General features: G+C 61.1%; 12 protein-coding genes. 8 read left to right on the plus strand and 4 right to left on the minus strand.

All coding sequences use genetic code 11. The features are described from left to right. Positions 1-7: 7 nt before the first annotated feature. The 3 genes from ACO06R_RS07520 to serB all read right to left on the minus strand — a co-directional run bounded on the left by ACO06R_RS07520 (position 8) and on the right by serB (position 3,667). Entirely contained in the window at positions 8-1,966 is a 1,959-nt protein-coding gene (locus tag ACO06R_RS07520; protein ID WP_421857997.1) for a putative bifunctional diguanylate cyclase/phosphodiesterase, read from the minus strand. A gap of 244 nt (positions 1,967-2,210) precedes the next feature. After that, positions 2,211-2,768: a GNAT family N-acetyltransferase gene (locus tag ACO06R_RS07525; RefSeq protein WP_421858000.1), complete on the minus strand. Its 558-nt coding sequence runs from the start codon at positions 2,766-2,768 to the stop codon at positions 2,211-2,213. After that, on the minus strand, positions 2,765-3,667 hold the full coding sequence (gene serB / locus ACO06R_RS07530) for a phosphoserine phosphatase SerB (RefSeq protein WP_421858003.1): 903 nt from the start codon (positions 3,665-3,667) through the stop codon (positions 2,765-2,767). Before serB ends, ACO06R_RS07525 begins: the two co-directional genes overlap by 4 nt. Before the next feature lie 41 nt (positions 3,668-3,708). Here serB and miaA point away from each other — a divergent pair, with 41 nt between their 5' ends. Both miaA and ACO06R_RS07540 read left to right on the plus strand, forming a co-directional pair. After that, positions 3,709-4,590 carry a tRNA (adenosine(37)-N6)-dimethylallyltransferase MiaA gene (gene miaA, locus ACO06R_RS07535; protein ID WP_421858005.1) on the plus strand — a complete coding sequence of 294 codons (882 nt, stop codon included), beginning with the start codon at positions 3,709-3,711 and terminating at the stop codon, positions 4,588-4,590. A 118-nt stretch (positions 4,591-4,708) separates the two neighbouring features. Then, positions 4,709-5,500 (plus strand): GGDEF domain-containing protein, encoded by a 792-nt coding sequence (locus ACO06R_RS07540; protein ID WP_421858007.1) that lies wholly within the window; start codon positions 4,709-4,711, stop codon positions 5,498-5,500. 42 nt (positions 5,501-5,542) lie between these two features. Here the strand turns inward: ACO06R_RS07540 and ACO06R_RS07545 are convergent, their stop codons facing one another. After that, positions 5,543-7,456 (minus strand): ATP-binding protein, encoded by a 1,914-nt coding sequence (locus ACO06R_RS07545; RefSeq protein WP_421859265.1) that lies wholly within the window; start codon positions 7,454-7,456, stop codon positions 5,543-5,545. 334 nt (positions 7,457-7,790) lie between these two features. On the opposite strand from ACO06R_RS07545, the gene ACO06R_RS07550 reads away from it, so the two are divergent. From ACO06R_RS07550 to ACO06R_RS07575, 6 genes are read left to right on the plus strand one after another with little or no spacing between them, the layout of a single operon-like run. After that, positions 7,791-9,554 (plus strand): acetolactate synthase 3 large subunit, encoded by a 1,764-nt coding sequence (locus ACO06R_RS07550; protein ID WP_421859267.1) that lies wholly within the window; start codon positions 7,791-7,793, stop codon positions 9,552-9,554. A 42-nt stretch (positions 9,555-9,596) separates the two neighbouring features. Further along, positions 9,597-10,283: a glutathione S-transferase family protein gene (locus tag ACO06R_RS07555; protein WP_421858009.1), complete on the plus strand. Its 687-nt coding sequence runs from the start codon at positions 9,597-9,599 to the stop codon at positions 10,281-10,283. After that, the gene (locus tag ACO06R_RS07560; protein WP_421858011.1) at positions 10,280-11,197 is read left to right on the plus strand and encodes a DMT family transporter; all 918 of its coding nucleotides are present in this window, start codon (positions 10,280-10,282) and stop codon (positions 11,195-11,197) included. The genes ACO06R_RS07555 and ACO06R_RS07560 overlap by 4 nt, the downstream gene beginning before the upstream one ends. Then, a complete protein-coding gene (ilvN, locus tag ACO06R_RS07565) occupies positions 11,194-11,766 on the plus strand; it encodes an acetolactate synthase small subunit (protein ID WP_421858014.1) in 573 nt (190 codons plus the stop codon). The genes ACO06R_RS07560 and ilvN overlap by 4 nt, the downstream gene beginning before the upstream one ends. Positions 11,767-11,768: 2 nt before the next feature. Next, positions 11,769-12,080, plus strand: coding sequence for a putative quinol monooxygenase (locus tag ACO06R_RS07570; protein ID WP_421858016.1), 312 nt, complete (start codon positions 11,769-11,771; stop codon positions 12,078-12,080). A gap of 55 nt (positions 12,081-12,135) precedes the next feature. Continuing rightward, the gene (locus ACO06R_RS07575) at positions 12,136-13,263 is read left to right on the plus strand and encodes an ATP-dependent DNA helicase (RefSeq protein WP_421858019.1); all 1,128 of its coding nucleotides are present in this window, start codon (positions 12,136-12,138) and stop codon (positions 13,261-13,263) included. Positions 13,264-13,327: the final 64 nt, after the last annotated feature.

Here is a 13,327-nt window from a genome sequence, read left to right on the forward strand (position 1 = left end):
AGCCGGATCATGCCACCATCCGGCTCGGCTGCCAGCCGTTGTTTGCGGCTAGGCGTGCCGACAATTCGTCGGCTGTCAGCGGTCGGTCGAAGAGGAAGCCCTGCATTGTAGGGCAACCGGCGGCCAGCAGGGCGAAGGACTGTTCTTCCGTCTCCACGCCTTCAGCGATGATATCGATGCCGAGCGCCCGGGCGATCTGGATGATTGAACTCAACAGGTGATGGTGCGCCTCCGAGTGCGGCAGCGGTTTGATCAGTTCGCGGGCAATTTTGAGCCGCTGTGGGGACAATGCAACAAGGCCGGCTATTGACGCATGGCCGGTGCCGAAATCGTCGAGCTCGATATTAATGCCGACTTCGGCAAGAAACTTCAGCATCTCGCGCATCATATCGTCCAGACTGTCGATGAAGACGTTCTCCAAAATCTCGAAGCACAGCCGGCCCCGCGGAATATCCAGCTTGCGGACAGATGACTGAAACTCGCAGTCGCGAAGACGTTGTGCCGAAACGTTGACCGACAGGTGCGGCACGTCCACGCCGGATTCGTCCCAGTACTTCAGATCGGCAAGCGCTTGCCGCAGCACGAACTCGTCAATCTGTGGGGTCAGGCCAAGTCGATTGGCGATCGGCAAGAATGTTCCCGGGCCGATGATGCCGCGCGAAGGATGCCGCCAGCGCGCCAATGCCTCGACGCCGACAAGCTCTCCCGAAATCGCATTGACCTGCGGCTGATACACGACGAAGAACTCGGATGACGAGAATGCCGATATGATCTCGTCGGAGAGTGTCTTGTCGCGCTCGAATTCTGCGCGCATTGCTTCATTGAAGAATGCATAGCGGCCGCAACCCACTTCCCGGGCGTGATTTTGCGCTATGTCGGCATTGGTCAGGATGCGCTCCGGACCGGAACCCGAGCATGACGAGCATGTAGTCGCTGAATCGATGCCGATGCTGACGCTGCACTGACATATTTGCCCGTTGTAGATAAGTGGATTCGACAACTCCTCAATGATTTTCGAAGCCAACTCTTCAAGCTTCTCCCTGTCCTGCACTGTTCTGGTCAGGATGACAAATTCGTCTCCGCCGGTTCTGGCGATGAAGTCGCGTTCGGGCAGTGTGCGTCGCAAGACGCCGGCAACATGCGACAGCACCAGATCGCCGGCTGCGTGGCCGAGCGTATCGTTGATTTGCCTGAACCGGTCGATGTCGAGATGCAGGATTGCCGAGTGACAAGTCTTGCTTTCTGCGCCGTTGCAACGCAGCAGCAGTTCCTTTTCGAGTGACCGGCGGTTCGGAAGCTTGGTCAGAGCGTCGTGCATCGCGCTATGTTCGACGTCTTTCCGCAGCTCTCTCAGTTCGCGGGTCCGTCGCGCCAGCGTCTCACTCGTCTCTCGCAATCTGCGTTTCAGCGAGTCGGCTCTGGCGAGAATGTTCCAGGCGCTTCGCTGCAGAGGCAAGAACGCGGCCAGCACCTGTAATATGCTCAGGATAGCGACGATCACATAGGCGCCATATTCAAGCTTCGACAGCAAATCCATGAGTGCATAGGATTCGGCCTTGTAACGGTTGACCGCCTTGTCGATTGTCTCCGGTATCGTCTCGTTGCCGATATCCTTCAGCCTTGACAGCGCTTCTGGTGTGTTAAGAGGGTCGGCCATAATCGCTTGTGCATCAGCGGAAAACTGCCGGATGGAGCCATCGAGCGGGGTAGTGCCGCCGAAGTAAATCGCCAGCATGGCCGGCGACAAGTGCTGTGCCTTGGCGATCTTGTGCTCTTCTTGAAGGGCGTAAAGTGAGCTGGCCATCGGCAAGGCGAAGAGATTGTCGCCGCGAAGCGCGACCCCGTCCACTGTATCGACGATTCTGTCGACGAATGCCTTCTGATCTTGCAAGCCGTCGACGAATTCGACCTCGCGGTGCGCGACCTTCTGGAGCGCCGCCGATGTGAGCCAGGCGACAGTGAGCAATGCTGCGATCAGAGCGGCACTGATGAAGTAGCGTGCCGAGGACCGGCGTAAGTCGGTTGCACCAGCGTTTGAATCGCCGGAGGAAGATATCCTAACCAATCGGGATAGCATTACTTTTGGACTCCAAATCGAGCCGCAACCTATCCTCTATCAGTTGAAACTTGCGCTAAGGAAACATGTAAATTTTCAGGGTGACGACAGATATGATCGGTTAACCATAATCGGTAGCGGCATATCCGCAAGCTCAACGGTTTTGACGCCATTGTTGAGCGGTCATGCGATAGACAACATGGCGCTTCAGGTGAGGGTGCGTGTCGGGAACTGTCGGGTGGCCGAAGTCGCGCTGCGGATCCGGCTTCATGCCAATGCGGTCCATCACCGCCATTGAGCGTAGATTGTTGAAGACCGCGTAGGATACGATCTCTTCCAGACCAAGGGTCTCGAAACCATGCGCCAACCACGCCATCGCTGCTTCGCTGGCATATCCGTGGCCCCATGCGTGGCGCGTCAGGCGCCAGCCGATTTCGACTGTATCGGCCGGGAAGAAGGGTTCTACACCGGCCTGATGAAGGCCGCAGAAACCGAGCCCTTCTCCAGTTTCCGCCAGTTCGATTGCCTGGAATGTCGGCCGCTCCATTTGGCGGGCCATGATGTGATCAAGGAACGCGTCCGCTTCCTCGCGATTGCGGCGGAACGGAAAGAACTCCATTACCAACGGATCGGAATTGATCTCGTAGAACAGGTCGCGATCGCGCTCCTCCCAAGGGCGCAGGACCAGTCGTCTCGTCAGCAAACGGGTCATCGGGCGAATTCGTCCCTGCGATATCCCTGAAGGTAAAGAAGCGCGGTCAAGTCATTGTGGTCTATGCGGATATCGGCTTGCTCGGCGACTTTTGGCTTGGCGTGCAGTGCAACACCCATGCCAGCAAGCGAAAGCATGGCCAGATCGTTGGCGCCGTCGCCGACGGCAAGCGCGTCGACGGGATCGAGGCCCAGCTTGGCGGCAATCTCGCGCAGTGCATCGGCTTTCGCCTGCCGGCCGAGAATGGGCTCCGCCACCTTTCCGGTCAGTACGCCATCTTCGTAGAGAAGCCGGTTGGCACGATGCTCCTGAAAACCGATGCGTGCAGCGATGCGCGATGTGAAGTCGATGAAGCCGCCGGATATCAGCGCACACCAGGCGCCGTTCGCACGCATGGTGCGAACCAGATCGGGCCCACCCGGCATCAGTGCGATGCGCTCGGCGATGACCGTGTCGATCACGGTGAGCGGTAGCCCTTTGAGGCAGGCGACGCGGTCGCGAAGCGATTCCTCGAAGCCGATCTCGCCACGCATGGCGCGTGCCGTGACCGAGGCGATATGCTCGCCGATCCCGGCCTCCGCAGCCAGCTCATCGATGCATTCTTGCTGGATCATCGTCGAATCCATGTCGGCGATCAGGATCTTTTTTCGGCGCGCATCGGGTTGTGCGGTGTGCACGGCCATGTCGACCGGCGAGCCCTTGGCCACCTGCTCCAGCTCGGCGCGAAGCCTGGCCATGTCCGCAACGTCGATATCCGCATCGCAGACGACCTCGGTGACGTAATCCGGGTGGAGCCAGATCTCGCGGGCATCGGGCAGGCGTGCGGTTGCGCAGGCAACAAGCGCTTCATCCAGCTTGCCGCCGGCTGGTGCGGCAATCAGGGTGACGATGGTTGCCATTGCCGGTAAGACCTTCGCTTGATCGCAGACGGGAGAGTTTATTGCGCAGCGCAACACAAAACATCGCGTTGATAGCGGGGCCGACGGCCAGCGGCAAGTCGGCGCTGGCTTTGGAGATGGCGGAGCGGACCGGTGGGGTGGTTGTGAACGCCGATTCCATGCAGGTCTACGACGTGTTGCAGGTGCTGACCGCACGACCCGATCCCGAGGAGTTGGCGCGGGCATCGCATCGGCTGTATGGCCATGTCGATCCGGCGCAGCCCTATTCCACCGGACGCTGGCTGACGGATGCTGCGGCGGTGGCGAACGATCCGGAATTGGCCGGCCGCCCACTTATTTTTGTTGGCGGAACCGGACTGTATTTCCGCGCTTTGCTGGAGGGATTGTCGCCTATGCCGGCGATCCCGGACCAGGCCCGTGCGCATTGGCGAATGCGGCTGGCGGAAGAAGGCGCGCAGGCGCTGCATCGCGAGTTGCAACGCGACGATCCCGTTGCCGCCGGGTCGATAGGGTCGACGGACGGGCAGCGCATCGTTCGTGCGCTCGAAGTCCTGGATGCGTCCGGCGAGTCGATCACTGCGCTGCAAGCGAGAAAGGGCACGCCGCTGGTTGCAGACGCGGCCTGCGAAAAGGTGCTCATCATGCCCGAGCGCGCGGCGCTCTACGGCAACATTGAAACGCGCCTCGACAAGATGATCGAATTGGGCGCCATCGACGAGGTTGCGCGATTGCGCGCAATGAAGCTCGACCCCGCGATGCCGGCAATGAAGGCCATCGGCGTTCGGGAGTTCTCAATGTATCTCGACGGGCAGTTGACGCTTGAGGCTGCGGTCGATCGGGCAAAAACCGCAACGCGGCAATATGCCAAGCGGCAGATGACCTGGTTTTGCAACCAGTTCGACAATAGTTGGTCGATTACCTGACCGACAATTCCGAATACGGATATGAGCCGGTTAACGCGATTGTCGCATCTTAACCTGTGCAGATTAACGGGTGCGAAATGCCCGTTTGCTATCGTTGGGTCATGGAGCGCGGGACCCGATGACCATCTACAAATCCGAGATAGCATTCCTGGTCTATCTTGTATTGCTGGCTATGACCGCATTCTTTGCGTTCCAGGCTCATGCAATGGTGTCGGACTATGTGCTGTCGTTTCCCACGGAGGCGGCCGAGACCGGGCATCATAGAATCCTGCTCATACTGCGCGCGGTGCTGGCTCTTTCCGGTGCCGGCCTTTTGGCCGGTTTCTTCTATTTCTATCCGCTGATCCGCGCCCAGGCCCGCGAGCGTGGCGAGTTGCGGCGCATGACCGCTTCGCTGACCCAGAAGTCGGCGACGTTCCAGCATGCGGCGCTGACCGACCCGATGACCGGCCTGCAGAACCGCCGCTACTTCGATGACGCCCTGGCGGAGTACATGCGCGAGTTCGGCCGGATCGACCGGCCGCTCGGAATCATGATTATCGATATCGACCACTTCAAGTCGATCAACGACACCCATGGCCATGATGTGGGCGACGAGGTGATCAAGACACTCGCCAACACTGTCCAGGAATATACGCGCTATCACGATATCGCGGCACGGATCGGCGGCGAGGAGTTCGCGGTTGTCGCGCCCAATCTCGATGTCCCGGAGCTTAAAAAGCTCGCCAACCGCCTGCGTCTCGCCGTTGCCGATCTGGCGATCAATGTCGGCAATGTCCGGCTTCGCATCACGGTCAGCATCGGGGTCGCGATCTGGGACGGCAGCGAGAGCGGCGCCAAGCTATACAAGCGGGCCGACGCCCAGCTCTACGAGGCCAAGCGCGGCGGCCGAAACCGGGTCTGCGCCTGACCTTTCCTTGGCATTGAGTTGATTGGGCTTTCGGTCTGTTTCCTACTTCCGGAAACGGCTGATCAGGTCCATTGCCGCGTGCGACTCCTGCGGGGCGCCTGCCGGTTTGCGGTCCGGGCTCCGCAGCGGCTGCTCGCGGGTGAACAGAGCGGCGTCGGACCGGTCCTCGAAATGCGGGCGGTTGCGCAGTTCGAGGCCGGGCGAGGAGATGCTCGGGCGCTGTTCGCCGACAAGGCTGCCGCCGAGCGGCTGCTGAACGACCGGCTTGCCGGCGTTGTCCTCGTGGTCGTCGCCGAGACCGCGCGGATAGCGCATGCGATGGATCACATCGGCGACATTGATGCTGTCGTCGGCGTTCTGCACGGCGGCTTGTTCATCGTAGAGGTGGTTGCCGGGCAGGTCCTTCATCGCGACGCTCTGGAAGGTCATGCGCATGGGCGTCGATACGCCTTGTCCGAAAGCGATGGCCTCACGGTTGGCCAGCGACGGCAGGAAGTTGATCGCCGAGCGTGACGAGCCGCTGATGGCGCGGCGCATGATTTCCTGGTCGCGGTCATTGCCGAGGCGCATGGAGAAGTAGGTGTTGCACTGCGACAGGATGGTTTCGTCCAGTTCGCCGGGCCGCTGTGTAATGATGCCGAGATAGACCCCGTATTTCCGACCTTCCTTGGCTATGCGGGCGATGGCCGAACGCGTCGGGGCGAAGCCGGCGTTCTGGTCGGTCGGGATGTAGCGGTGTGCCTCCTCGCAAACGACCAGCGTTTGAATGCGCGACCTGCTCCAGATCGCCAAGTCGAAAGCCAGCCGGCACAACACCGAAGCAACCGAATTGACGACCTCCGACGGCATGCCGCTCATCTGGAAGGCGGTGATCGGTTTGCCGTTGGCCGGTACGCGGTAGATGGTGCTGGCGACCTCGGCGATATTGTCCTCGATGGTCTTGTTGGCAAACATGAAGCGGTAACGCGGATCGTTCGCGGCGGCGTCGATCCGCCCCATCAGCGCCTTCAGATGCGGCCGGATTTCCCGATTTTCCAGCAACCCGATCTGCTCGTCGAGCAATCGCATCAGGTCGGAAATCCGGTAGGGGACCGGCGTATCGGAAGTTATGGACGTGCTTTCGGTGGACCGCCGGAGCGTCGGCTGGTCGTTGTTTTGAAACTGTGCCTTGGCGACGGGGATCAAGTCGCGCAGGATGTCGACTTCCTCGGGGATCGCCGACCGGCCGCGATACAGAACCTCGGCGAACTCCTCCAGCCGGAACATCCAGAAGGGCAAGTCCAGATCCCGATCGTTAATGGTGACCGCAAGGTCCGGAAATGCCGACGAAAACTCATTGTGCGGATCGAGGATCAGAATACGGACATCCGGCCGGGTTTCGACGATCTTGCGCAGCAACAGGGTGACCGCCGTGGATTTGCCGACGCCCGTCGTACCAACGATGGCGAAGTGGCGCGAGATCAGGCTGTCGATCGAGATCAGGGCGGGAATCGAAGCGTCCTGGGACAGGCGGCCGACCTCGACGGCGCGGGCGTCCTTGTTCTCGTAAATCGCCAGCAGGTCTTTGCTGCGAATGCGGTGGGCGACTGCGCCCAGATGGGGATAGGTCGAAATGCCGCCCGAAAACCGCACGTCGCCCCTGTCGTTCTCGGTGATTTCGCCGACCAGTTCGACATAGATGCGGATCTCGTTTTCCTCATCGCGGTGCCAGCTCTCAAGGCCAGTGTCGACCTTGTAGAGCATGCCGACGACGCGGTTCTTGCCGACCTGGATGGAAATCAACTGTCCGACGGACCAGTAATCCTCGCTGACCGAACCGGACCTTGACGTTATGACCGCGTGCGTACCGTCGCAGAACATCACGAAACCATCGGTCCGGTTCCGTCTTGTCGCGTGTTCACCGTCGGCCGCGTACTCCATCGCACCCGGGGCTTTTTCCAGATCGAGGTTTTTCATGGCGTCCACTTGCACATCTTCTTGCGTGTATTGTCGGCTCGTGGCCTTAACGAAAGACTACGCAAACAGGGTTGACCTTACCTTAAAGGCCTCATAGGTTCCGACACCATGAAGCAGACGCTTATCGTAGTAGGATCGCGCATGGGCAGGGTGATGTAGTCACCCGGCGTTTGCACCCATGCGCGGAAAACAACAGGCTCCGAAAGGGGCCTTTTTTATTGCGCATATCTCTCAAACACATCATTAGGTCTCAATTCGGCCGAGCCGAAGTCGAGATACCGCAGACGGGACTGACACAATGAACGCGAAATCCAGATCCGCCGACCAAAGCGAGATGACGGGCGCACAGATGGTTATTCAAGCCCTGCGCGACAACGGCGTCGAGCACATCTTCGGGTATCCCGGCGGCGCGGTGCTTCCGATCTATGACGAGTTGTTCCAGCAGGAGGACATCCAGCACATCCTCGTGCGCCACGAACAGGGCGCCGGACACGCCGCGGAGGGCTATGCCCGCTCGACCGGCAAGCCGGGCGTCATGCTGGTGACATCCGGTCCGGGCGCGACCAACGCCGTGACGCCGCTGCAGGACGCCTTGATGGACTCCATTCCGCTGGTCTGCATCTCCGGCCAGGTGCCGACGACGCTGATCGGCTCCGACGCATTCCAGGAATGCGACACCGTCGGCATCACGCGGCCCTGCACCAAGCACAATTGGCTGGTCAAGGACACCAGCGAGTTGCCGGATATCCTGCACGAGGCATTCAGGGTCGCGACCACCGGACGGCCGGGGCCTGTCGTGGTCGACATACCCAAGGACGTGCAGTTTGCGCCCGGCACCTACCGCTCGCCGCGGGCGGCGGAAATCCGACCGAGCTACAAGCCGAAGCTGTCCGGCGACGCGGCTTCGATCAAGGCGGCAGTCGAGCTGATGGCAACGGCGAAGCGGCCGATCTTGTACACCGGCGGCGGCGTGATCAACTCCGGCCCCGAGGCCAGCCGGCTCTTGCGCGAACTGGTCGAACTGACCGGATTTCCGATCACCTCGACGCTGATGGGGCTCGGCGCCTACCCGGCCAGCGGCGAAAACTGGCTCGGCATGCTCGGCATGCACGGCACCTATGAAGCCAACATGGCGATGCATGACTGCGACGTCATGATCAATATCGGCGCGCGCTTCGACGACCGCATCACCGGCCGGATCGACAAATTCGCGCCGAAGGCGAAGAAGATCCACATCGACATCGACCCATCGTCGATCAACAAGGTCATCCATGTCGATGTCGGGATCATCGGCGATGTCGCGCATGTGCTTGAGGACATGGTCAGAATCTGGCGCGCATCGGCCGGGCAAGGCGGCGGCAAGGCGATCGCCGACTGGTGGACGCAGATCGGCAAGTGGCGGGCGCGCAATTCGCTGGCTTATGCCGCCAACAAGGACGTGATCATGCCGCAATACGCGGTGCAGCGGCTTTACGAGGCGGCGAAGCGCTCCGGCAAGGACACCTTCGTCACCACCGAGGTGGGCCAGCACCAGATGTGGGCGGCGCAGTTCTTTGGCTTCGAGGAACCCAACCGGTGGATGACGTCCGGAGGGCTGGGGACGATGGGCTATGGATTGCCGGCGGCGCTCGGCGTGCAGATCGCCCATCCCGACGCGCTCGTCGTCGATATCGCCGGGGACGCCTCGGTGCTGATGACAATCCAGGAGATGTCCTCGGCGGTCCAGCATCGCGCGCCGATGAAGATCTTCATCTTGAACAACCAGTATATGGGCATGGTGCGCCAGTGGCAGCAATTGCTGCACGGCAACCGGCTGTCACACTCCTATACGGAAGCGCTGCCGGACTTCGTCAAGCTCGCCGAGGCCTATGGCTGCGTCGGCATCCGCGCCGAAAAGCCGGACGAGTTGGACGATGCGCTGGATGCGATGATCGCGACCGATGCGCCGGTGATATTCGATTGCCGGGTTGCCAATCTTGCCAACTGCTTCCCGATGATCCCGTCGGGTAAGGCGCACAACGAAATGCTGCTGCCCGACGAGGCAACCGACGAGGCCGTGGCAAATGCGATCGGAGCGGAAGGAAAGGCGTTGGTGTGACGGCGCTGAGCCGCACCCCCGACCGGCATTCGTGAGGCGTTCATGCATCTTGTCATTGGCAACAAACTCTATTCGTCCTGGTCGCTGCGCGCCTGGATCACACTGAAGGCGTTCGACATCGCGTTCACCGAAACGGTGATCGCGATGTACAAACCCGACACGCGGGAGCGGATGCTGGCATTCGGCCCGACCGGCAAGGTGCCGGTGCTGGTCGACGGTGACATCACTGTCTGGGAAAGCCTTGCGATCATCGAGTATCTCGCCGACAGGTTTCCCGACAAGGCGATATGGCCCGCCAACCAGGCGGCGCGCGCGCATGCGAGAAGTGCGGCAAGCGAGATGCATGCCGGCTTTACCGGCATTCGCTCGAGCTGCCCGATGAACCTGACCAAACGGTTTGCGCCGCGCGACCGCGGTCCCGAAATGGCGGCCGATATTCAACGGCTGCAGGAATTGTGGCGGGAAGCCCGGGAGCGGTTTGGCGGAAGCGGGCCGTTCCTCTACGGCGAATTCTCGGCCGCCGACGCCATGTTCGCGCCGGTCGTTTCGCGTCTCGACACCTACCAGATCGATGTCGACGGCGAAACGCGCCGCTACATGGATGCCGTTTTGTCCTATCCGTCATTCGTCGCCTGGCGCGACAGCGCTTTACAGGAGAAATGGACGCTACCGCACTACGAGGAAGGCGAGACCGCCGTGGAGGTCTTCCACTTTCCGGAGACCGCATGAGCATCGGCAGGCCGGGCGCGTTCGATTATCTGCTGCTGATCGCGCTCTCGATCATCTGGGGGAGTTCGTTTCTGCTGTCGAAAATCGCGGTGGCGGAGGTGCCGCCGATGACGGTGACCCTCCTCCGGCTGATCCTGGCGACTGTCTTGCTGTTTGCAATCGCGTCGGCGGTGCGTCAACGTTTTGCGCCGAGCGGCCGCGATCATGCGCTGATGGTGGTTTGCGCCTTGGCTGGAAACGCCATCCCGTTTTCGCTCATCAACTGGGGCGTCGCGGTGATCGACAGCGGTCTGGCGGCGATCCTGATGGGTTTCATGCCGCTCGTGCTATTGATCCTCGCTCATGTGTTTACCCATGACGAAAAGATGACCGTCCCGAAGCTGATCGGCGTTCTGTTGGGGATCTGCGGCCTTGTCATACTGTTCTGGCCGGAACTGCGGGCCGGGTTCGGGCGCGACCTGATCCGCCAGCTTGCCGTACTCGGCGCATCGCTCGCCTACGCCATCAATGCGCTGGCGACCAAGCGGCTGGCCGGACATCCGCCGCTGGCGCTGATGGCCTATATCAGCGCCTGGTCTGTCGTGGTTCTCGTGCCCGCAGTGCTGCTTGCCGAGGACCCGTTCGCCATCCGGCCATCGCAGGCGGCAACATTGGCGCTTCTGGCGCTCGGGGTCTTTCCGACCGCCGTCGGCGCAATGTTGATGATCGCCGTCATCCGACGGCAGGGGGCCTCGTTCTTCGGCCAGATCAATCTGCTCGTCCCGGTCGCCGGGGTGTTGATGGGGGTTATCTTCCTCGCCGAGCAACCCGGCCTGAACGCTCTCGTCGCGCTTGCTGTGATATTCTCCGGAATTCTCGCAGCGCGCTTCGAACCGAAAAACCGTCAAACCGTCCCACAAGGGAGCCAACCATGATGAGATCCGTCAAGCCGCCTGCCTCGGCCTATTTCATAGCCAAGGAGACCGAGCGTCCGGAAGCCCGCACCCTGTCCGTGCTAGTCGACAACGAACCGGGCGTTTTGGCGCGGGTGATCGGCCTGTTTTCAGGCCGCGGCTACAACATCGAAAGCCTGACCGTTTCCGAAACCGAGCACCAGAAGCACCTTTCGCGCATCACCATCGTCACCCGCGGCACGTCCCACGTGCTGGAGCAGATCAAGGCGCAGCTCGAGCGGATCGTGCCGGTGCACCGCGTCGTCGATCTGACCATCGTGGCGCAGGAGCGGGGCCATGAAAAGCCGTTGGAGCGCGAGCTTGCACTGGTGAAGGTGATGGGAGCCGGCGACCACCGGGTCGAGGCGCTTCGGCTTGCCGACGCCTTCAACGCGACCGTCATCGACGCCAATGTCGGGCACTTCATCTTCGAGGTGACGGGCCGGACGTCCAAGATCGAGCAGTTCATCGCCATCATGGCGCCGTTGGGTCTGGTGGAGGTATGCCGCACCGGCGTGGCCGCGATGGGCCGCGGCCCGGACGGCATGTAGTCATGGACGAAGAACGTTTACCACCCGGCACTGTTCTGCTCGATGGTTATATCGATGTTCCGGCAGAGCGGCGCGCCGCCGTTGCCGAGGCACTGGCCGAACATGTCAGGCTGACCCTTGCCGAGCCGGGCTGCCGCCGTTTCTCCGTGGCGCTCTGTCCGAATGTGCCCGGTCGATACCTGGTTTCCGAGGCGTTCGTCGACCGTGCCGCTTTCGATGCGCATCAGACGCGCGCGGCGGCCTCGGCGTGGGCCGACGTGACGCAGGGCATCGCGCGCAACTACGAGATCAGGACCATCGCAGCGGACGAATAACTGTTGGCGACAGGTTGTTGTAGCGGCGCCGGAACGAATCCGGTACATCGCCGCTATGAAGTTTTCCCCCCAACAGGATGACGCGCTGAAAGCGGTGTCGCAATGGCTGCAGTCGGGCGACCGGCAGTTGTTCCGGCTGTTCGGATATGCCGGCACCGGCAAGACGACGCTGGCGCGCCACTTCGCCGAACATGTGGACGGTACGGTGCAGTTCGCCGCCTTTACCGGCAAGGCGGCGCAGGTGCTGCGTTCGAAGGGCGCGTCGAATGCCAGGACGATCCACTCGCTGATCTACCGGCCGCGCGGCGAGGAGGAGGTGGCGGACGAAACGACCGGTCGGACATCGATCTCGCCAACCTTTTCCCTCAACCGGCAAAGCGACGTCGCCAAGGCGAGCCTGGTGATCGTCGATGAATGCTCGATGGTCGATGAGGCGCTCGGGCGCGATTTGATGAGCTTCGCCACGCCGATCCTTGTGCTTGGCGATCCGGGCCAACTCCCGCCGATTTCGGGCGGCGGCTTCTTCACCGATGCGGAGCCGGATTATCTGCTGACCGAGATCCACAGGCAGGCTGCCGAGAACCCGATCATCCGGCTTGCCATGGATGTTCGGCAGGGTCGTGAGATCATGTATGGGGATTACGGCACGACCCAGGTGATTGCGAAGAATGAGGTCGACCAGGACAATGTGCTTGCCGCCGACCAAGTGCTTGTCGGGATCAACCGCACGCGACGACGCTACAATCAAAGGTTGCGGCAGTTGAAGGGTTTCGATGGTCCGTACCCGCAGGCTGGCGACAAGCTCGTCTGTCTTCGCAACGACCCGGCAAAGGGCTTGCTGAACGGTTCCTTGTGGCAGGTCGGAACGGCCGCCAAGGAGACGACGAAGCCCGGCATCAGCCTGCTTGTCTCGCCCGACGATGGAGATACTGACCGAGGCATGGCCAAGATCAAACTGTTGAAGGCGGCATTTGATCGCCCGGAAGAGGAAATCCCTTGGCAAACAAAGAAGCGTTATGACGATTTCGACTTCGGCTACGCTTTGACTGTCCACAAGGCCCAGGGGTCCCAGTGGGACAAAATTGTGCTGTTTGACGAAAGTTTCGCCTTTCGCGACATGCGGGAACGGTGGCTTTACACCGGGATCACGCGGTGTGCGGAGGAGCTGACGATCGTCAGGTAGGGGAAACTTCTTCCGTAGGGATATTATTTGCGCTCAACTGCTTGATCCGCAAAAAAAATATGCT

It is taken from the genome of Oricola sp., from assembly GCF_965230365.1.
Taxonomy (GTDB): Bacteria; Pseudomonadota; Alphaproteobacteria; order Rhizobiales; family Rhizobiaceae; genus Oricola.

Bases quoted from the DNA above. Each gene is read 5' to 3' on its own strand.
- ACO06R_RS07525 (WP_421858000.1), bottom strand. From the start codon at position 2,768: ATGACCCGTTTGCTGACGAGACGACTGGTCCTGCGCCCTTGGGAGGAG.
- serB (WP_421858003.1), bottom strand. From the start codon at position 3,667: ATGGCAACCATCGTCACCCTGATTGCCGCACCAGCCGGCGGCAAGCTG.
- ACO06R_RS07540 (WP_421858007.1), top strand. From the start codon at position 4,709: ATGACCATCTACAAATCCGAGATAGCATTCCTGGTCTATCTTGTATTG.
- ACO06R_RS07545 (WP_421859265.1), bottom strand. From the start codon at position 7,456: ATGAAAAACCTCGATCTGGAAAAAGCCCCGGGTGCGATGGAGTACGCG.
- ACO06R_RS07550 (WP_421859267.1), top strand. From the start codon at position 7,791: ATGACGGGCGCACAGATGGTTATTCAAGCCCTGCGCGACAACGGCGTC.
- ACO06R_RS07555 (WP_421858009.1), top strand. From the start codon at position 9,597: ATGCATCTTGTCATTGGCAACAAACTCTATTCGTCCTGGTCGCTGCGC.
- ACO06R_RS07560 (WP_421858011.1), top strand. From the start codon at position 10,280: ATGAGCATCGGCAGGCCGGGCGCGTTCGATTATCTGCTGCTGATCGCG.
- ilvN (WP_421858014.1), top strand. From the start codon at position 11,194: ATGATGAGATCCGTCAAGCCGCCTGCCTCGGCCTATTTCATAGCCAAG.
- ACO06R_RS07570 (WP_421858016.1), top strand. From the start codon at position 11,769: ATGGACGAAGAACGTTTACCACCCGGCACTGTTCTGCTCGATGGTTAT.
- ACO06R_RS07575 (WP_421858019.1), top strand. From the start codon at position 12,136: ATGAAGTTTTCCCCCCAACAGGATGACGCGCTGAAAGCGGTGTCGCAA.